The 18,417-nt window shown below is 66.0% G+C and carries 18 protein-coding genes; 12 read left to right on the forward strand and 6 right to left on the reverse strand.

What is annotated here, in order from left to right; translation table 11 throughout:
* A complete protein-coding gene (locus ACRARE_RS19895) occupies positions 1-1,845 on the reverse strand; it encodes a feruloyl-CoA synthase (RefSeq protein WP_432658222.1) in 1,845 nt (614 codons plus the stop codon).
* Positions 1,846-1,988: 143 nt separating this feature from the next.
* Between ACRARE_RS19895 and ACRARE_RS19900 the strand changes: the two genes are divergently transcribed.
* The 6 genes from ACRARE_RS19900 to ACRARE_RS19925 all read left to right on the forward strand — a co-directional run bounded on the left by ACRARE_RS19900 (position 1,989) and on the right by ACRARE_RS19925 (position 7,207).
* Positions 1,989-2,774 (forward strand): crotonase/enoyl-CoA hydratase family protein, encoded by a 786-nt coding sequence (locus ACRARE_RS19900; protein WP_432658223.1) that lies wholly within the window; start codon positions 1,989-1,991, stop codon positions 2,772-2,774.
* 2 nt (positions 2,775-2,776) lie between these two features.
* The gene (locus tag ACRARE_RS19905; protein WP_432658224.1) at positions 2,777-3,280 is read left to right on the forward strand and encodes a MarR family winged helix-turn-helix transcriptional regulator; all 504 of its coding nucleotides are present in this window, start codon (positions 2,777-2,779) and stop codon (positions 3,278-3,280) included.
* Positions 3,270-4,145, forward strand: coding sequence for an amidohydrolase family protein (locus ACRARE_RS19910; protein WP_432658375.1), 876 nt, complete (start codon positions 3,270-3,272; stop codon positions 4,143-4,145). Before ACRARE_RS19905 ends, ACRARE_RS19910 begins: the two co-directional genes overlap by 11 nt.
* 25 nt (positions 4,146-4,170) lie before the next feature.
* Positions 4,171-5,295 carry a C4-dicarboxylate TRAP transporter substrate-binding protein gene (locus ACRARE_RS19915; protein ID WP_432658225.1) on the forward strand — a complete coding sequence of 375 codons (1,125 nt, stop codon included), beginning with the start codon at positions 4,171-4,173 and terminating at the stop codon, positions 5,293-5,295.
* An 89-nt stretch (positions 5,296-5,384) separates the two neighbouring features.
* On the forward strand, positions 5,385-5,909 hold the full coding sequence (locus ACRARE_RS19920; protein ID WP_432658226.1) for a TRAP transporter small permease: 525 nt from the start codon (positions 5,385-5,387) through the stop codon (positions 5,907-5,909).
* Positions 5,906-7,207 carry a TRAP transporter large permease gene (locus tag ACRARE_RS19925; protein ID WP_432658227.1) on the forward strand — a complete coding sequence of 434 codons (1,302 nt, stop codon included), beginning with the start codon at positions 5,906-5,908 and terminating at the stop codon, positions 7,205-7,207. Before ACRARE_RS19920 ends, ACRARE_RS19925 begins: the two co-directional genes overlap by 4 nt.
* Before the next feature lie 87 nt (positions 7,208-7,294).
* On the opposite strand, the gene ACRARE_RS19930 is transcribed toward ACRARE_RS19925, so the two are convergent.
* Positions 7,295-7,867 (reverse strand): MarR family winged helix-turn-helix transcriptional regulator, encoded by a 573-nt coding sequence (locus tag ACRARE_RS19930; protein ID WP_432658228.1) that lies wholly within the window; start codon positions 7,865-7,867, stop codon positions 7,295-7,297.
* A gap of 325 nt (positions 7,868-8,192) precedes the next feature.
* On the opposite strand from ACRARE_RS19930, the gene ACRARE_RS19935 reads away from it, so the two are divergent.
* Entirely contained in the window at positions 8,193-8,873 is a 681-nt protein-coding gene (locus tag ACRARE_RS19935) for a GntR family transcriptional regulator (protein ID WP_432658229.1), read from the forward strand.
* A gap of 7 nt (positions 8,874-8,880) precedes the next feature.
* On the opposite strand, the gene ACRARE_RS19940 is transcribed toward ACRARE_RS19935, so the two are convergent.
* The 4 genes from ACRARE_RS19940 to ACRARE_RS19955 are packed head-to-tail and all read right to left on the reverse strand — an operon-like array spanning position 8,881 to position 13,580.
* Positions 8,881-10,275 carry an MmgE/PrpD family protein gene (locus ACRARE_RS19940; protein WP_432658230.1) on the reverse strand — a complete coding sequence of 465 codons (1,395 nt, stop codon included), beginning with the start codon at positions 10,273-10,275 and terminating at the stop codon, positions 8,881-8,883.
* Between the two features lie 14 nt (positions 10,276-10,289).
* Positions 10,290-11,081: an N-acyl homoserine lactonase family protein gene (locus tag ACRARE_RS19945; RefSeq protein ID WP_432658231.1), complete on the reverse strand. Its 792-nt coding sequence runs from the start codon at positions 11,079-11,081 to the stop codon at positions 10,290-10,292.
* A gap of 23 nt (positions 11,082-11,104) precedes the next feature.
* Positions 11,105-12,085, reverse strand: a complete 981-nt coding sequence (locus ACRARE_RS19950; RefSeq protein WP_432658232.1) for an NAD-dependent epimerase/dehydratase family protein — start codon at positions 12,083-12,085, stop codon at positions 11,105-11,107.
* A gap of 22 nt (positions 12,086-12,107) precedes the next feature.
* The gene (locus tag ACRARE_RS19955) at positions 12,108-13,580 is read right to left on the reverse strand and encodes an aldehyde dehydrogenase (RefSeq protein ID WP_432658233.1); all 1,473 of its coding nucleotides are present in this window, start codon (positions 13,578-13,580) and stop codon (positions 12,108-12,110) included.
* Between the two features lie 178 nt (positions 13,581-13,758).
* Here ACRARE_RS19955 and ACRARE_RS19960 point away from each other — a divergent pair, with 178 nt between their 5' ends.
* The 5 genes from ACRARE_RS19960 (at position 13,759) to ACRARE_RS19980 (ending at position 18,328) form a co-directional block, all read left to right on the forward strand.
* Positions 13,759-14,919 carry an ABC transporter substrate-binding protein gene (locus ACRARE_RS19960; RefSeq protein WP_432658234.1) on the forward strand — a complete coding sequence of 387 codons (1,161 nt, stop codon included), beginning with the start codon at positions 13,759-13,761 and terminating at the stop codon, positions 14,917-14,919.
* 66 nt (positions 14,920-14,985) lie between these two features.
* Positions 14,986-15,855 (forward strand): branched-chain amino acid ABC transporter permease, encoded by an 870-nt coding sequence (locus tag ACRARE_RS19965; protein WP_432658235.1) that lies wholly within the window; start codon positions 14,986-14,988, stop codon positions 15,853-15,855.
* The gene (locus ACRARE_RS19970) at positions 15,856-16,848 is read left to right on the forward strand and encodes a branched-chain amino acid ABC transporter permease (RefSeq protein ID WP_432658236.1); all 993 of its coding nucleotides are present in this window, start codon (positions 15,856-15,858) and stop codon (positions 16,846-16,848) included.
* Entirely contained in the window at positions 16,845-17,618 is a 774-nt protein-coding gene (locus ACRARE_RS19975; RefSeq protein WP_432658237.1) for an ABC transporter ATP-binding protein, read from the forward strand. Before ACRARE_RS19970 ends, ACRARE_RS19975 begins: the two co-directional genes overlap by 4 nt.
* A complete protein-coding gene (locus tag ACRARE_RS19980; protein WP_432658238.1) occupies positions 17,615-18,328 on the forward strand; it encodes an ABC transporter ATP-binding protein in 714 nt (237 codons plus the stop codon). Before ACRARE_RS19975 ends, ACRARE_RS19980 begins: the two co-directional genes overlap by 4 nt.
* Positions 18,329-18,417: the final 89 nt, after the last annotated feature.

Here is an 18,417-nt window from a genome sequence, read left to right on the forward strand (position 1 = left end):
TCAGGTCCTTTCCATATGCAAAGAGATCACCCGCGGATCCTCGGACCACAGGTTCTCGACCAGATCGGCGCGGTGACGCAACACCGCCCGCTGGTTGATAGAGCCCTTGTCGGTCACCTCGCCCTTCTCGAAGGACAGCGGCACCTCAAGGAACATCATCCGGGTCACCCGGCTGGCCGAGCCGGTGGCCCGGGCCGCATGGGCATCCAGAAGGTCGGCGGCCACGCGGCGCACCTTGGGATGGTTCAGCAGGGCCTCGTCGGTGACGTCCTCATCCACCATGGCCGCCAGGGCGTCCCAGTCGGGCACCACCAGCGCGCCCAGTTCGGTGTGCCCCTCGCCCGCCACGACCACGTCCGAGGCCAGGCCCTTCAGGTCATTGGTCAGCTGCGCGCGCAGGGCGCCCACGGCGACCCAGGTGCCCGAGGCCAGCTTGAAGTTCTCGGCCAGGCGCCCGTCGAAGTAGAAGCCCGCCGCCGGGTTGCCCGGCTCGACAAAGCGGAAGGCGTCGCCGAAGCGGTAGAAGCCCTCTTCGTCAAAGGCCTCGGCCGACAGCTTTTCGTTGCGCCAGTAGCCGGGGGTGATGTTGGGCCCCTTCACCCGCGCCTCGTACTTGCCGCCCTCGGGGGCCAGTTTCAGGGTGATGCCCCGCGACGGCACGCCCAGGTTGCCCGCCGTTTCCTGCTTTTCGCAGCACATCAGCGAGAAGGGCCCGGTTTCAGTCGAGCCAAAGCCGGTGGCCAGAACGACACCGCCCTCGACCTCTTGATCGGCGATGCGGGTGATGCGGTCCCAGACCGGCTGCGACATGCCCGCACCGGCGTACATCAGCATCTTGACTCGCTTGAAGAAGGTCTTGCGCAGATCCGCGTCACGCTCCATCGCGTCCAGCAGCATCTGGTAGCCAAGCGGCACGTTGAAATACCAGGTGGGCGAGACGTCGCGCAGGTTGCGGATGGTCCGGCCGATGTCCTTCGGCGTCGGCTTGCCATCGTCGATGTAAAGGGTGCCGCCGTTGTAGATCACCAGGTTGAACACCTTGTTGCCCGCCGCCGTGTGGTTCCACGGCGCCCAGTCGCAGACCACGGGCGGTTCGTGGTTCAGGAAACGGTAACTGTCGTTGATCATCACCTGGTTGGAACACAGCATCCGCTGGGTCTGGATCACCGCCTTGGGCGAGCCGGTGGTGCCGGAGGTGAAGAGGAACTTGGCCACGGTGTCGGCGTCGAGCGCGGCAAAGGCCGCTTCCATCTCGGCCGAGGGCGCGGTGGCGGCCAGGTCGTCGAAGTGCAGCACCGCGCGGTCCTTCAGCTGGCCCGAGACACAGACCACGGGCACCGAAGCGTCGAAGACCTCATGAATGGCGCGGCCAAAGGGGGTCGCATCCTCGGCATAGACCATGCCCGGGGTCAGCTGCGCTGCCACGTCCATCAGCTTGCCCAGGTCGCCCTTGGCCAGCGCATAGGCCGGGGCCAGGGCGGCGGAGGGGACGCCCACATGCTGGGCCGCCAGGGCCATGATCGCGTGACGCACCGAGTTGCCCGACAGAATCAGCAGCGGCCGCTCCGGCGACAGGCCCATGGCCAGCAGCGCCGAGCCGATGGCGCGGATCTTCTGCGCCGCCTCGCCGTAGGTCATGGGCTGCCAGGCGTCGTCCTCGCCGCCGCGCTCGACGATCCAGTCGCGGTCCGGAGCGACCTCGGCCCAGTGCATGAATCTCTCGGTCATACAACGCGGATAGGAGCCGAGCTCCTCTTCCTGCCAGACCAGAATCGAGCCGTCTTCGCGGGTCTCGTGACGAATGACGGGCGCCCAGAAATCCTGGGCCCGAGAAGTGTCGGACATGTGTCTCCTCCGTTTCCAAAACACCCGGGCAAAACTCTCCTCACTGCCCGGGCTTGGTTGATCAGAGATTGACTCAGCAATTTTATTTTGTCTACTAGGAAACAAATAACAGTCGAAAGACGATGTGGAAGGAGTACGGCCCGATGGCGGAGACCGGCGGAAAATCGTTTATTTCCTATGAGTTGCGCGGCGAAATCGCGTTGATCGGTCTGACCCGACCGGAAAAGCGGAACGCGATCAGCGATGCGGTGATCGAAGAGATGGCGCTGATGATCGAGCGCGCCCGGGCCGAGGCGAAGGCCGCGGTGATCTTCGGTGAGGGCCAGCATTTCTGCGCCGGTCTGGACCTGGCCGAGCACTCGGAAAAGCCGCTCTTGGATTCGATCATGGGCTCGCGGCGCTGGCACGAGGTCTTCGACCGGATGCAGCGCGGCACGATCCCCTTCATCGCCGCCCTGCATGGCGCGGTCGTCGGCGGCGGCTTCGAACTGGCGGCCTCTTGCCAGATCCGCGTGGCGGATGAGACCACCTATTTCGGCCTGCCCGAGGGCCAGCGCGGGATCTTCGTCGGCGGCGGCGGCTCTGTCCGCATCGAGCGGCTGATCGGCACCAGCCGGATGACCGACATGATGCTGACCGGCCGGGTGGCCAAGGCCGAGGAAATGGAACGCTGGGGCGGCGTCAACTATCTGACGCCCGCAGGCGGCGCGGTCGAGAAGGCCATCGCCCTGGCGGAAGAGGCGGCCAGCAACTCGCAGTTCTCTAACTACGCGGTGATGAACGCCCTGCCCCGCATCCGCGACATGTCCAGCGAGGACGGCCTGTTCGTCGAATCCATGGTCTCGGCCCTGGCCTCGATGACGCCCGAGGCGCAGGAACGGCTGCGCGCCTTCCTGGAAAAACGCGCCAAGAAAGTGCTGGCGGACTGATCATGGCCAGCCCCGACACCGCCACCGACAGCCAGCAGATCTCGACCGAAAGCCTTCAGGGCTCTCTCGGGTTCCTGCTGCGCGTCGCCCAGCTGGGCTCTTTCGGGCATTTCTTCGCCGTGCTCGGCGATGAGAACGTCCGCCCTGGCGTGGTCACCGTGCTGGATCTGATCCGGGAAAACCCCGGCATCCGGCAGGGGATGGTGTCGAAGACGCTGAAGATCAAGCGGGCGCAGATGTCGAAGATGATCCGTGAGCTGGAGAGCACGGGTCTGGTGTCGCGCAGCGTTCCCCCCGAGGACCGCCGCGCCATCGAGCTGCGCCTGACGAAAGAGGGGGAAGCGACGATCGCGCGGATCACCGCCCGCTTCCCCGAGATCGAACGCCGCACCCAGCGGGCCCTGACGCCCGCCGAGGGCGCGGAACTGCGCCGGTTGCTGATCAAGATGACCGGCCTCGACAAGACCAAGGGAGAGGATTCCGATGACCCGGACGATGAATGTTGATGAGCTGATCGCCATCGACTTCCACACCCATGCCGAAGAACCCTGCAAGTGCGACCGCGATGACGGTTACACCGAGTTCCAGGCCGGGATGGCGAAGTATTTCAGAAACCCCGCCGGGGCCGACGGGATGCTGCCCACAGTGCCGCAGACGGCCGAGTATTTCCGCGAGCGCAAGATCGGCGCGGTGATCTTCCCCGTCGATGCCGAGCGCGAGACCGGGTTCCATCGCTATTCCAACGAGGAGGTGGCCGAACTGGCCGCAGAGAATGGCGACGTTCTGATCCCCTTCGCCTCGATCGACCCCCACAAGGGCAAGGCCGGCGCCCGCGAGGCACGCCGCCTGGTGCGCGAGTTCGGCGTCAAGGGCTTCAAGTTCCACCCCACGATGCAAGGCTTCTTCCCCAACGACCGCATGGCCTATACGCTTTATGAAGCGATCGCCGAGGAAGGGGCGATTTCGCTGTTCCACTCCGGCCAGACCGGCGTGGGATCGGGCATGAGGGGGGGCATGGGAATGCGGCTGAAGTATTCCAATCCTATGCATGTGGACGATGTGGCGGTGGATTTCCCCGACATGCCCATCGTGCTGGCGCACCCGTCGTTCCCCTGGACCGAAGAGGGGCTGTCGGTCGCCCAGCACAAGCCGAATGTCTACATCGACATGTCCGGCTGGGCGCCCAAGTACTTCCCGCCGATCTTCGTGAAATACGCGAATTCGATCCTGAAGAACAAAATGCTTTTCGGTTCGGACTGGCCGGCGATCACGCCGGACCGCTGGCTGGCCGAATTCGAAGAACTTGACCTCCGGGAGGAAGTCAAGCCGTTGATCCTGAAGGAAAACGCGAGGCGTCTCCTGAAGATCTGAGACTAGAGCAACCAGGGAGGAGAAAATGGTGGCTTTCAAGAAAACGATGATGATCGCAGCGGTGGCAGGGATGGCCTTCGCCGCAACCGCGGATGCGCGCGACCTGCGCATCGCCTCGGGCGCCCCGCCCGCACACCCGTCGAACGGCTTCCTCTACAAGCCCTTCGCGGAATACCTGCCGGAAGAGTCGAACGGCTCGCTCGGCACCATCGAGCTGGGCACCGAAGTGGTCGGCCTGGGCCAGATGAAGGACGCGCTGCAAACCGGTCTGGTGGACGTGGGCAACCTGCTGCCGCTCTACTTCCCCGCCGAGCTGCCGAACTTCGCCCTGGCCGGTGAACTGTCGCTGTCGGGCCGTGACGCCCATGCCATGGGCGCGGCGCTGACCGAATACACCGTCAACTGCGCCTCCTGCCAGGAAGAGCTGTCGGACTTCGGCATGGTCTACCTGGGCTCGGGCTCGTCCGACCAATACGCCCTGCTGACCAAGACCCCGGTCAGTACCGCCGAAGACGTGGCGGGCCTGCGCCTGCGCTCGGGCGGTGCCCCCTATGCCCGCTGGGCCGAAAACTTCGGCGCCACCCCGGTCAGCGTGTCGGTTCTGGAAACCTTCGAGGCGATGTCGCAAGGCACCATCGACGGTTCCATGGCTTCTATCGGTGACCTGCTGGCCTTCCGCCTGATCGAGCTGGTGAAGAACGTGACCCTGATCCCGCTGGGCACCTATTTCTCGACCTCGAACATGACCGTGGCGCAACCCACCTGGGCCAGCCTGACCGAAGACGAACGTGCCGCCATGGCCCGTGCCGCCAACAAGGCGAACGCGGACATGACCCAACGCTGGGGCTACGACTTCCCGCAGATCGCCCGTGAAAAGGCACTGGAAGCCGGGATCACCATCGAGGAAGCCTCGCCCGAGTTCGTCGAGGCCGCGACCCAGTTCGCCATCGACGACCGCGCCGCCGCCGCCGAGATCTCGGCCGAGCGTTTCGGCATGGACGATGCGGCAGAGCGCGTCGAGGAATTCGTGCGCCTGATCGAGAAATGGGAAGCCATCTCGGAAGAGCTGGGCCACGACAAGGACGCCATCACGCAGCGCGTCTGGGACGAGGTCTGGAGCAAGGTCGACTTCGCCACCTATGGCGGCTGACCTGATCTGAACGCGCATTGGCGGCCGGGCCCTGTCCGGCCGCCTTTCCTTCCTAGAACTCCCCCCTTTTCACGCCCAGGACACCTGTCATGAAACGTCTTGAAAAAGCCGCTGACCTCCTGTCGCAGGGGCTGGCCCTGATCGGCTCCATCGGTCTGATGGCGATGCTGGTGCATGTCTCGATCGACGTGATTTCCCGCAACGTGCTTGATCTGCCGGTTCCGGCCACCAACGAGGTCGTGTCGCGCTACTACATGGTGCTGATCGTCTTTTTGCCGCTGGCCTGGGTCGAACGGCAACGCACCATGATCACCGTCGAGGTGATGGAAATGGTGCTGGGCCCGATGGGCCGCCGCCTGTCCGACGCCGCCGTGGGCCTGCTGGCCACGGTGATCTATGCCTCGCTGGGCTGGGTCACCTGGTCCGTCGCCCTGAAGAACATGGAGATCGGCACCTTCGTTGATGTTCTGGGTCGGCAGCTGCCGGTCTGGCCCAGCTATTTCCTTCCCACCGCAGGGTTCTTCCTGGCGGCGCTGATGACGGCGCTGCGGGTGATCCTCCTGCTGAAAGGTCCCTCCGACCACGGCTCTAGCCCGGAAAGTGCCCACCCATGAGTGTTGAAACCGGTTTCTACGGCATTGCCGCCCTGCTGCTTCTGCTGATCCTGCGGGTGCCGGTGGCGCTGGCGATGATCACCGTCAGCTTCGGCGGTATCGTCAGCCTGCTGGGCACCGGGCCCGCCATCGGCATCCTGCAAAACACGCCCTATGACTTCGCTGCCAAATGGACGATGTCGGCGGTGCCGATGTTCCTGTTGATGGGCTTCGTGGCCTTCCATGCCAACCTGACCTCGGGCGTGTTCACCGCCGCCAAGGTGCTGCTGAAACGGGTGCCGGGGGCGCTGGCCATCGCCTCGGTCTTCACCTGCTCGGGCTTTGCCGCCGTCTGCGGCAGCTCGATCGCCACGGCTGCCTCGATGGGCCGGATCGCCATCCCCGAGATGGTGAAATCGGGCTATTCGCCCTCGATCGCCGCGGGTGCCATCGCCGCGGGCGGCACCATCGGCGCGCTGATCCCGCCCTCGATCATCATGATCATCTACGGGGTCTTCGCCGAGACCTCGATCACCCAGGTCTTCATGGGCGGCGTCACCATCGGCATCATGACCGCCGTCGCCTATTCGGTGGTCATCCTGATCGGCGCCTGGATCCGCCCCGACCTGGTGCCGCCGCGCCCGATCGAGGGCGAGACCCCGCCCCTGGGGCAGGCGCTGATCGACACCTGGCCGGTGCTGGTGCTGATCGTGCTGGTCTTCGGCGGCATGTTCTCGGGCCTGTTCAGCGCCACCGAGGCGGGCGCCGTGGGCGCCGCCGGCGCGCTGATCTGTGCCGCCATGGTCGGGCGGATGAACTGGAAGGTGCTGCGCACCTCTCTGCTGGAGACCTTGCAGACCACCGCGTCGCTGCTGATCATCGGCATCGGGGCAGCCATGTTCACCCGCTTCCTGGGGATCACCGGCCTGTCGAACTTCATCGCCGCCCAGGTCAGCGGCGCCGACCTCAGCTATTACCACCTGATGCTGATCGTGGTGGTGATCTACTTCCTGCTGGGGATGGTGATGGAGCCCTTCGGTGCCATGCTGGTTACCCTGCCGATCTTCATCCCGATCCTGAATGCGGAAGGGATCTCGCTGGTCTGGTTCGGCGTGCTGGTGGTCAAGCTGCTGGAGATCGGCATGGTCACCCCGCCCGTGGGGCTGAACGTCTTCGTCATCCGCAACGTGGCCTCGGAACACGTCACTACCATGCAGGTCTTCAAGGGCGTGGGCCCCTTCCTGCTGTCGGATCTGGTGGTCACCGCGATCATCGTGATCTTCCCGTCGCTGGTGCTGTTCCTGCCCTCGCTGGTCTAGCGCCCGGCGCCCCTGCCCGGACATGACAAGGGGGCGGCCCGATGCCCGGGCCGCCCCCTTTTTGGTGCCGCTTGCCTTGCGGGGTCCTCAGGCCTCTTCGGGGCGTTCCAGGTTGGCCAGAAACTTGCGCATCACGGCCAGGAACCCCTCCAGCTCGTCCTCGCTGACGTCCTCCAGCAGGCGCGCCTCGGCCGCAAGGGCGATCTCCAGCAGCGCCTCGAACAGCTCCTGGCCGCTGTCCGACAGCCACCAGCTGCGGCGGCGGATGTCGCCCGCGCTGGCCTTCCAGTCCAGGTAGCCACGGTTCGACAGCAGATGCAGCGAACGGCTGATGGCGGATTTGTCCATCCGCAGCAGCGCGCACAGCTGCGAGGCCGAGGCCCCGGGATGCACGCTGAGCAAGGCCAGCACCCGCCATTCCACCACGCCCAGGTCATGTTCGTCGCGGAACGGTCCGGCGATCTGGCGGCTCCAGGCGGTATGGACCGCGGCCAGCAGAAACGGCGCGTAGTGATCCAGATCCAGGCGCCGCCCCGCGGGCCCGTCAGGGCCCCCGGCCCCGGTGCTGGCCCGGGCCATGGCGCCCCCCCCGTCCTGATGGACCGGCATCGCCTCCTCCTCTTGCGTCACGGGCCTGACGGCCTGTTTCAGCTCCTCCATGCAACTCCCCTCCCCTGGCGTTGGCTGGCGGTTTTTAAACATCCGGCGCAGAATGTCACGAACCCGTGTAGAAAGACCAGCCTTTCCGCCCCCCTCCGCCCGGCGAAAGGCTGTGGCGCTGCCTGGCCGGGCAGATCGCCCGCCCGGCATAGGACCAAAGGCCAGATTGCCGCGCCCCCGCCGCACCGCCAGCCTGACCGGCGGGCCAGACCGCCGAACTGTCGTCAGGGCAGCGGCGTCTCGATCTTGTTTGTCAATTGTTTACACTTTAGACTGATCCCCAAGGCAGTTTGCTTTCGTGATTGGTAGCGAGGACCCCGACCGCATGAAGATTCAAGCCAAATCCCTGGTAGACACCGTGGCCGAGCGGCTGGAAGAGGCCATTATCGGCGGCGAACTGGCCCCCGGCGAGCGCGTGTTCGAACAGGTGCTGGCCGCCGATTACGGCATCAGCCGCGGCCCCCTGCGCGAGGCGATCCGGCGTCTGGAAGGGCGCCGCCTGCTGGAGCGGACGGCGAACAAGGGCGTGCGGGTCGTGGATCTGTCGCCGGAACGGCTGGAAGAGCTGTTGCAGGTGCGCGAATCCCTCGAAGGCATGGCCGCGCGCCTGGCCGCCGGTCAGATCGGCGATGACGAGGTGGGCGAGCTGCGCAAGCTGCTGGAGACCCACCAGGAAACCTCGCTGGAGAAGGGCTATTACCAGCAGAGCGGCGATTTCGACTTTCACTTCCGCATCGTGCAGGCCTCGGGCAACGGGTTCCTGATCTCGTTGCTGACCGAAGACCTCTATGACCTGCTGCGCCTCTACCGCTACAAGTCCTCTACCATGGTGGGCCGGGCGGAACAGGCGCTGGCGGAACATCATGCCATCGTCGATGCCCTGGCCGCCCATGACCCGGATGCCGCCGAGGCGGCGATGCGGACGCATATTTCCAACGCCCGCACCCATGCGCGCATGGCGCTGGAGCGGGCCGAGGCAGAGGCCGCCTCGACCGCCGAGGGCTGAGCGGGCCCTAGCCCGCGTCGTAGCGCAGCCGGGCCATCAGCTCGGTCACCTTCAGATCGTCCAGGCCGACCACCGCCGCGCGGACCCTAAGCGCGGCGGCCTCGTCGATCACCATGCCGGTGTTTTGCAGGAACTTCTCGGTGGTCTCGTCCAGGGTCATCTTGCGATCCCCCGCCCCGCTGTTGACCGGCACATGGCGCGACAGCTCGCGCCCGTCGGCCAGGCGGATGCGCACCCCGCCCGAGAAATACTCGGGGAACAGGCTGTCGGGATCCTCGTGGCAGGTGCAGCGCGCCGACAGGGCCTGCACCGCCGGATCGGCGATGGCCTCATCGGTCAGCTCGGGCAGGCCGAAACGGCCCTTCAGCAGGGTCGCGGCGACCACGAAGGGGGCGCTGAACTTGGCCTCGTATTCGTTGCGCGCCTGGCGCTTCTGCTCGATAGGCTCGGCGACGATCTTCATCGTGTCGCGGGCCAGGTAGATGTCGACGCTGTCGATCTCGGCGCCGTCGATCTGGTGGTAGAGATCCAGCGCCGCATCGGCGGCGCCGTGGATGAAATGGCAGACCGGATAGGGTTTCAGCGCCGTATCGGCCATCATCCATGTCTCACCCCACCCCTCGGTCAGGTACTGCGCCTGCACGTCCTTCACCCAGTCGTGCAAATGGGTCTGGAAGAGGCCAAAGCGCCCTTCCAGCGCCCGGGTCGGACCGACGAAACCGTGCCGCGCCAGCGTGGCGGCGGTGATGCCCCCCGCCGCCGCCCAGCCCGGGTGCAGCCGCTTGGTCCAGGCGCCCTCTTCCAGGAAGACCTGGATGCCCGAGGCGGTGGACCCGGCAATGCCGATGGCGTCGATATGTTGCCGCTCGGTTGCGCCCATCAGGACGCCCGCGGCTACGGCAGAGCTGAAATGCGCGATCACCCCGGTGGCGTGAAAGCCGGTGTGATGCATCCCGCCGTTGATCGCGGCGCCCAGGCGAATGGCCACCTCCATCCCGATGCAGAAGGCGGTCAGCGCCTCGCGCCCGGTCAGATCCTTCTGTTCGGCGATGGCCAGCACGGCGGGCAGCACGGCCGAGGTCGGATGGACGATGGCCTGCAAATGAGTGTCGTCATAGTCCAGCCCGTGGATCAGCACCCCATTGGCCATGGCCGCGTCGCGCAGGGTGGCACCTTTGGTGCTGCCGATCACGGTACAGGGGCCTTGGCCCAGCTCTTCGACCGCGGCCAACACCGGGGCGGCGAAGGGAAAGCGCCCCGAGGCCACGGCCAGGCCCAGCCCGTCCAGGATGTGGATGCGCGCGCGCTCCAGCACCGGGGCCGGGATGTCGTCATAGCGCGTGCTGGCGGCGAAGGCGGCGATGGCCGCAGAGGGGCCTGCGGGGCCGGTGGTATCTTTCATGGTCTGTCCTGTCGTCAGGGCTGGGCAATCGGGTCGGCGTCCAGCCGCACGATCCCGTCGCCAAAGCCGGAAGCGGGGTAGCGCCGCAGCACCAGCGGATCATGGCCCGGCACGATATGGGCGGGCGACGAGGCCAGCGCCTGCATCGTGTCGTAGCCGTTCAGCATCTCGGTCACGTCCACCACCACCGGGAAGGGGGCGGCGCGTTCGAAATTGTCGTAGTAATGCGAGGCGTCCGAGGCCAGCACCACCCAGCCCCGGCGGGTGCGCACGCGCACCACCTGCAAGCCGCTGGAATGGCCGCCCACCCAGTGGACCGACAGGCCCGGGGCGATCTCGCGGGCGCCGTCGTGGAAACAGACGCGGCCCTCGAAGACCCGCTTCACCATGGTCTGCACATCTGCCACCTCGAAGGTGTGGTTCAGGGCGTGATGGCACATGCAGGGGCCGGTGGCATAGGCCATCTCGCGGGTCTGAAGGTGGTATTTCGCCTGCGGGAACAGGTCGTGATTGCCGCAGTGGTCATAGTGCATATGGGTGATCACCACGTCGCGGACGGTGGCGGGGTCGACCCCCGCCGCCTTCAGCCCCTCGGCCACCGGGCGCCAGACCTTGCGGTTCCGGCGCGCGGCGGTCGGGGCGTCGAACCCGGTGTCGATGACGAAGATGCCCGCCTCGCCCCGCACCAGCCAGACGAAGAAATCCATTGGCATGGGCCCGTCATGCGGGTCATGGCTCAGGAAATTGTCCGACCTGTTGCGATCCATCGCGGCGTATTTGATCGCGTGTATCTCGTATTCCGACATGGGTCCTCCTCCCTTTCCGGCTGTCAGCCCTGCGCCTGGCGCCACTTGATCAGCCGGGCGATGCCCTCTTCGATGCCGACCTGGGGGGTCCAGCCGATCAGCCGCTCGATCTTCTCGATCGAGAAGTCGAGCGAGGTCGAGGTGGTGACCCGCACCGCGCCTTCCTTGTCCTTGTAGACCGGCTTCAGGTCCGAGCCGACGATCCCGGCCACGATCTCGAACAGGCGGTTCAGGGTGGTGGCGGTGCCCGAGGCGACATTGAAGGCCTCGGCGGTGACATCGCTTTCCATCGCCATCAGGTTGGCGCGGGCCACATCCGCCACATGGACATAATCGTGCACCTCGCTGCCATCGCCGGGGATCTGCGGCGCCTCACCGGCCATCAGCTTGTCATAGGTGTCGATGATATAAAGCGCGTTGACGCCCCGGTAATGCTGCCGCTCGCCATAGACCGTGGCATAGCGCAGCGAGACGCTTTGCACGCCGTATTTGTCCGAATAGAGGCGCCCCAGTTGTTCGCCGATGATCTTGGTCGAGCCATAAAGAACGCCCGGCGGCGTCATCGAGTGGAAGCGGAAGGGGCGTTCCTCGTCGATGGTTCCCGGTTCCGGATCGCCATAGGTGGCGACCGAGGACGAGAAGATCACCTTCTTCACGCCGCGATACCGCGCCGCCTCCAGCACGTTGACATGGCCCAGGGCGTTGACCGTCAGCCCAAGCGCCGGATTTGCGGCAAAGGGCAGCGTCAGGAAGCCCGCGATGGCGAAGATACCGTCGACGCCGTCCAGCGCATCGTACAGTTCGTTGATGCGGGTGATGTCGCCGCGCACCAGCCGCACCCGGTCATCCGCCAGGATATGGGCGATCATGTCGTTCGAGCCCAGCGAGTAGTTGTCGAAGAGGATGACCTCTTTCGCGCCCTGCGCCAGCAGTTGTTCTGTCACATGCGACCCGATGAGGCTGATGCCCCCGGTCACCATGAAACGGCCGTTCTTGATTTCCATCTTTTCCTCCCAGAAGTGCGGGTCAGTTCTTGATCGCGAAGGGGTCGCGGGTCTGATCCGAGTAGTCGATCATCACGTTCTTCAACGTGGTGAATTCCATGATCCCCTGTTCGCCGCGTTCACGGCCGAAACCGCTTTCCTTGGTGCCGCCGAAGGGGGCCTGCGCGGCAACCACGCGGTAGGTGTTCACCCAGACGACCCCGGATTTCATCTGCGGCACCAGGCGCATGGCGCGCGAGATGTCGCGGGTCCAGATGCCGGCGGCCAGGCCGAAGGGGATGTCGTTGGCGATGCGCACCGCCTCTTCCTCGGTGTCGAAGGGCAGGATCGACAGCACCGGGCCGAAGATCTCGGCCTGGGCGATCTCCATCGCGTTATCGACATCGGCAAAGATCGTGGGCTGCACGAACAGGCCCTTGCCCAGATGATCGCCCGTCGCTGCGCCGCCGCCGGTGATCAGCCGCGCGCCTGCCGCGCGGGCGGCGTCGATCGAGGCCAGGATGCGGTCGAACTGCGGGCGGTTGGCCACGGTGCCCATTTCCGAGGTTGGATCCAGCGGGTCCCCCAGGCGGATGGCGCGGGCGCGCTCGGCCAGGCGACGGACGATCTCGTCATAAAGGCCGCGCTGCACCAAGAGGCGCGAGCCCGCGACGCAGGTCTGGCCGGTGGCGCCGAAGATCCCGGCCAGGGCGCCGACGGTGGCGGCCTCGGGGTCGGCATCGTCGAAGATGATGTTGGGCGATTTGCCCCCCAGCTCCAGCGTGACGGGTTTCAGATGCTCGCCCGCCGTGGCCGCGATCTTGCGCCCCACAGCCGGGCTGCCGGTAAAGCTGACCTTGGCGATGCCGGGATGGGCCACCAGGGCCGCGCCCGTGGGGCCTGCGCCGGTGACCACGTTCACCACCCCCTCGGGCAGGCCCGCCGCCTGGAACAGCTTGCACAGCTCCAGCGTCGAGACCGACGCATGTTCCGAGGGTTTCACCACCACCGTGTTCCCCGCCGCCAGCGCCGCGGGCAGCTTGTTGCACAGCAGGGTGATGGGCGAATTCCAGGCGGTGATCAGCGCCACCACCCCGTAGGGCTCGCGGGTGGTGTAGTCGAGGACAGAGGGCCCATCCAGGGGGATGGTGCTGCCGAACAGCTTGTCGGCATAGCCCGCGTAAAAGCGGAACAGCCGGGCCGCGAACAGCATCTGGCTTTCTGTCTCGCGGATGATCTTGCCGTTGTCGGTGCTTTCGAAGATCGCCATCTGCTTGGCGTTTTCGGTGATCACATCGGCGATCCGGTGCAGGATCGCGGCGCGGGTGGCGCCATTGGTCGCGGCCCAGCCCGGCTGCGCCTCGGTGGCGGCGGCCACGGCTCGGTCCACGTCACGTGCATCGGCCTCGCCCACCCGGGCCCAGCATTCGCCGGTAAACGGGTTCGTCGCATCGAACGCACGTCCCGACAGGGGGGCCGACCACGACCCCCCGATAAACAGCCCATATTCGAGCATGATCTCCTCCATCCTTGTGACGTCAACTTGCGGGCTGCGCCGCAGAGTGTCAACAGTTGACTTTAGGATTGACCCGGCAGCGTGTTAAGTGTCAACAGTTGACGTGGCTAAGATTCGTATGCCACAAATCCGGCATCGCGCGTTGGGAGGCGTGCGAGTTCATAGAGGGAGGAATAACGTGAAACTTTCTGCATTGGCCCTTGGAGTCTCGGCAATCGCCCTGGCCTCTACCGCCACCGCCGAGACCATGACGGTGGGCCTTGTGGCCCCCCTGTCGGGCGGCGGCGCCGCCTGGGGCGCGGCCATGAAGGGCGCATTGGAACTGGCGGTCGAAGACGTGAACGCCGCAGGCGGGCTCGAAGTGGGGGGCACCACCTATACGGTCGAGATCGCCGCCTATGACAGCCATTACAACCCGAACGACGCGCTGACCGCCGTCAACCGTCTGATCTACGAGGACGAGGCCGCCTTCATCGTCGGCCCGCTGGGTTCTGCCCCGCTGGCGGCGCTGGTGCCGACCACGACCGAGAACAAGAAGATCACCATCACCGGCGGCTTCACCCCGATCGCGGCGGCGCCCGAACATCCCTACAGCTACCGCGCCATCCTGCCGACGCAGGTCTATGCCGCGCCGCAGATCAACTGGGTGGTCAACGGGCTGGGCGCCAAGAAGGTGGGCTCGCTCTTCCCCAACGACGAAACCGGCCAGTCGATGTCCAACGACATCTCCTCGGCCTATGAGGCAGCGGGCGCCGATGCCTCGGCGGTCGAGTTCTACGAACGCGGCCGGGTGGACTTCGTGCCGCTGCTGACCCGCCTGCTGGCCCAGGGGATCGACACCTTCGAGCTGGACGGCAGCCCGCCGCAGACCGCGGGCCTGCTGGTGCGCCAGCTGCGCGAGCTGGGCTTTGACGGCAACATCATCCGGACCGGCGGCGACGCCACCCACGACATCCTGGCGGTGGCCGGCCCCGAGGCCTCGGAAGGCCTTTACGTGCACATGGAATTCGACGGCAGCCTGCCCTCGGTCCAAGCCTATCAAGAGCGCTATGTCGCGGCCTATGGCGGCAACATGAACGCCTTCAGCCCGCTGTTCTACTCCAACATCCAGATGGTGTTCGAAGGCATGAAGGCCGCGGGCAGCATCGAGGACAGCGACGCCATCGTCGCCGAAATGGCCAAGATCACCGGCTTCGAAGGCCCAGCGGGCGTGGTCAGCTGGATCGGTGAGGACTGGTGGGGCACGACGCGCCAGCAATCGGTGCCCTATGCGATCGGCCAGGTGACCGGGGGCGTGGCCCAGGTCGTCGCCACCTGCACCGTCGACGCCTGCGAATAAGCCCTGGCGCGGCGGCGCGCGCAGACGCGCGTGCCGCCGCCGACCCGTCCAAACGGAAGACTTCAAATGGATATTCTGACCCTCCTGGTGCAATCCGGGGTGAACGGTCTTGTCATCGGCATGATGTATGCGCTGATGGCGATCGGTTTCACGCTGGTCTTCGGGATCATGCGGATCGTGAACTTCGCCCATGGCGAATTCTACATGGCCGGCAGTTTCGTCGCCTTCTTCACCTATGCGCAATGGCAATTGCCCTTCGCCCTGACCATCCTGATTGCCATCGCCGTTGTCGGCATTGCCGGGGCGATCATCGAATGGCTGCTGATCCGGCCCTTGCGCACGGATGAGCTGACCGGGATGATCGCCACGCTGGGGATCTCGGTGGTGCTGCAAAACAGTGCGCTGATGTTCTTTGGCGCCTCGCCGCGCCCGATGCCCGACGTCGTCAGCGGCCTGGTGCACGTGGGCCCCGTGGTCTTCTCGTGGTCGCGGATCTTCGTCATCCTGGCCGCCGCCCTGGTGATCGGCCTCTTCTGGCTCTTCATGCAGAAATCCCGCACCGGCCGCGCCATGCGTGCCGTGGCCCAGGACCAGGAAGCGGCGCTGATCCAGGGGATCGACGTGGAACGCATCTTCCCCTTCGCCTTCGGGATGAGCGTGGCCCTGGCCGCCGTGGCAGGCGTGCTGATGGCGCCGGTCTTCTCGGTGTCGCCCTTCGTCGGCACCGCGCCGATGCTGAAGGCCTTCATCGTGGTGATCCTGGGCGGGCTCGGCTCGATCCCCGGGGCGGTCCTTGGCGGGCTGCTTCTGGGCATGATCGAAAGCTACGGCGCGACCTTCCTGGGGTCTGTCGTCGCCGACATGCTCGAACTGGGTCTCGTCATCGCCATTCTGCTGATCCGCCCCTCTGGGCTTATGGGGCGCAAGGAGGCCTAAGTGACTATTCTCAACGAAAACGCACCGGATGCAGAGATCACGGGCCGCCCCGGCGCGCTCTGGCTGCGCCTGGGTCTGGTCGCCGCGGCCTGTGTCGCGGCCGGCTTTGCGCCCGGTCTGCTGCCCAACCTCTTCTACGTGCATATCGCCAACCTGACCCTGCTCAGCGGCATCTTCGCGCTCAGCCTGTGGGTGATCTACTCGGTCGGCCAGCTGTCGCTGTGCCATGCCGCCTTCGCGGGGCTGGGCGCCTATATGTCCGCCCTGATCTCGATGCGGCTGAACCTGCCGCCCGCCCTGTCGCTGGTTCTGGCGACGCTGATGACCGCGGCCCTGGCCGCTGCCCTTGGCGCGGTGATCCTGCGGCTGCGCGGCGTCTACTTCGTGCTGGTGACCTTCCTGTTCGGCCAGATGTTCACCCTGCTGGCGCTGAACTGGTCCAGCCTGACCAATGGCGCCAACGGGCTGATCGGCATCAAGGCGATCTCGCTTTTCGGGATCAGCTTCGGCCCGCGCCCGATGTTCTTCTACCTGGCCTTCGCGATGTTCCTTGCGGTGCTGCTGTTTGTCTGGGCGCTGAACCGCTCGACCTTCGGGCGGGCCTTCAACGCCATCGAACAGAACCACAACCTGGCGGAAACCTGCGGCATCGACACCGCGCGCTACCAGGTGATCGCCTTCGCCATCGGCTCTGGCATCGCCGGGCTGGGGGGCGCGCTGATGGCCCATTACATCCGCTTCATCTCGCCCGACACCTTCACATTCCATAACTCGGTGGCCTATATCACCATGCTGGTGGTGGGCGGGCGCTCTCTGTTCTGGGGCGCTGTACTGGGCGCGGCCTTCCTGACGCCCCTGCCCGAATTCCTGCGCGATTTCGAAGGCCTTCAACACATCATCTACGGCGCGATCATGATCGTCGTGCTGCGCATCATGCCCGGCGGGCTGATCTCGCTGCCTGGCCGGTTGATGCGGATCGGGGGTGCCAAATGACGACCCTTCTCAACGTCGACAAGATGAGCAAGCGCTTCGGCGGGCTGGAGGCCATCAAGGAGATGTCCTTTACCGTCGAGGAAGGCGAGGTCGTCGGCCTGATCGGCCCCAACGGGGCGGGCAAGACGACCTGTTTCAACGTGGTCAGCGGCACCCTGCCCGCCTCGGGCGGCGCAATCACCTTCGAGGGCGAGAACCTGATCGGGCGGCGCACCTGCGACATCGTCCAGATGGGCCTGGCGCGGACCTATCAGGCGACCAGCGTCTTTCCGAAATCCACGGTGCTGGAAAACGTCGTGCGCGGCGCCTTCGTGCGCAGCCAGGACAGTTTCCTGGGCTCGCTTCTGGGCACCCGCGCCTCGGCCCGGGCCCAGGCGGCGACCCGCACCCATTGCATGGAGATCCTCGAACAGGTGGGCATCGCCCATGTGCACGGGGAACTGGCCGACGCCCTGCCCTATGGCGACCAGCGCCGGTTGGGCGTGGCCGTGGCCCTGGCCTCGAACCCGAAGCTGATCATGATGGACGAGCCCGCCGCCGGGCTGAACCCCGAGGAAAGCCTGGCCATGGGCGCGCTGATCCGGGGCATCCATGACAGCGGCCAGGCCAGCGTGCTGATCGTGGAACACGACATGCGCCTGGTCATGGGCATCTGCGACCGGATCATCGTGCTGGACCATGGCGAGCTGATCGCCGCGGGCAGCCCCGACGAGATCCGCAACAATCCGAAAGTCATCGAGGCCTACCTCGGAACGGAGGTGGTGTCGTGACCAGACTGAGTGTTGAGAATATCGACGTGAGCTATGGCGTGCGCTCGGCGCTGCGCGATGTCTCGCTGGAGGTGGGCGAGGCCGAGATCGTGGCCCTGATCGGCTCGAACGGGGCAGGCAAGACCACCACGCTGCGCGCCATCATGGGGCTGACCCCGCCCGACAAGGGCCGCATCACCTTTGGCGGCACGCAGATCTCGGGCAAGGCGCCGCCGGCAATGGTGGCCATGGGCATCACCCTGTCCCCCGAGGGCCGCCGCGTCTTCCCGATGATGAGCGTCGAAGAGAACCTGCAACTGGGCGCCTATCTGAAGACCGACAAGGACGAGATCGCGCGCACCATGGAACGGGTCTATGCCTATTTCCCCCGCCTGCGCGAGCGGCGCACCCAGATGGCGGGCTCGATGTCCGGGGGCGAGCAGCAGATGCTGGCCATCGGTCGGGCCCTGATGGCGCGACCCAAGCTCTTGTTGCTGGATGAACCCTCGCTGGGGCTGGCACCGATCCGGGTGCAGGAGATCGGCAAGATCATCGAAGAGATCAACCGCGAGGAAGGGATCTCGATCGTGCTGGTCGAGCAGAACGCCAACATGGCCCTGCGCCTGAGCCAGCGCGCCTATGTCATCGAGAGCGGCGCCATCACCCTCAGCGGCAGCGGCGCCGAGCTGGCCGCCAGCGAACACGTCCGCCGGGCCTACCTCGGCGGCTGACCCCCAGATTTGCAGCCCGCCCGCCCCGCGCCCTGGCGCGGCCGGGCCCGCTGCGCCCCCTGACGCCGCGCGACGCGGCAAACGACCAA

The organism is Pseudooceanicola aquaeponti, from assembly GCF_050897975.1.
Taxonomy (GTDB): Bacteria; Pseudomonadota; Alphaproteobacteria; order Rhodobacterales; family Rhodobacteraceae; genus Pseudooceanicola.

Coding starts and splice junctions, on each gene's coding strand:
- ACRARE_RS19955 (WP_432658233.1), bottom strand. CDS start 13,580: ATGCTCGAATATGGGCTGTTTATCGGGGGGTCGTGGTCGGCCCCCCTG.
- ACRARE_RS19930 (WP_432658228.1), bottom strand. CDS start 7,867: ATGGAGGAGCTGAAACAGGCCGTCAGGCCCGTGACGCAAGAGGAGGAG.
- ACRARE_RS19895 (WP_432658222.1), bottom strand. CDS start 1,845: ATGTCCGACACTTCTCGGGCCCAGGATTTCTGGGCGCCCGTCATTCGT.
- ACRARE_RS19940 (WP_432658230.1), bottom strand. CDS start 10,275: ATGAAAGATACCACCGGCCCCGCAGGCCCCTCTGCGGCCATCGCCGCC.
- ACRARE_RS19905 (WP_432658224.1), top strand. CDS start 2,777: ATGGCCAGCCCCGACACCGCCACCGACAGCCAGCAGATCTCGACCGAA.
- ACRARE_RS19975 (WP_432658237.1), top strand. CDS start 16,845: ATGACGACCCTTCTCAACGTCGACAAGATGAGCAAGCGCTTCGGCGGG.
- ACRARE_RS19925 (WP_432658227.1), top strand. CDS start 5,906: ATGAGTGTTGAAACCGGTTTCTACGGCATTGCCGCCCTGCTGCTTCTG.
- ACRARE_RS19935 (WP_432658229.1), top strand. CDS start 8,193: ATGAAGATTCAAGCCAAATCCCTGGTAGACACCGTGGCCGAGCGGCTG.
- ACRARE_RS19915 (WP_432658225.1), top strand. CDS start 4,171: ATGGTGGCTTTCAAGAAAACGATGATGATCGCAGCGGTGGCAGGGATG.
- ACRARE_RS19945 (WP_432658231.1), bottom strand. CDS start 11,081: ATGTCGGAATACGAGATACACGCGATCAAATACGCCGCGATGGATCGC.
- ACRARE_RS19900 (WP_432658223.1), top strand. CDS start 1,989: ATGGCGGAGACCGGCGGAAAATCGTTTATTTCCTATGAGTTGCGCGGC.
- ACRARE_RS19965 (WP_432658235.1), top strand. CDS start 14,986: ATGGATATTCTGACCCTCCTGGTGCAATCCGGGGTGAACGGTCTTGTC.
- ACRARE_RS19910 (WP_432658375.1), top strand. CDS start 3,270: ATGAATGTTGATGAGCTGATCGCCATCGACTTCCACACCCATGCCGAA.
- ACRARE_RS19950 (WP_432658232.1), bottom strand. CDS start 12,085: ATGGAAATCAAGAACGGCCGTTTCATGGTGACCGGGGGCATCAGCCTC.
- ACRARE_RS19920 (WP_432658226.1), top strand. CDS start 5,385: ATGAAACGTCTTGAAAAAGCCGCTGACCTCCTGTCGCAGGGGCTGGCC.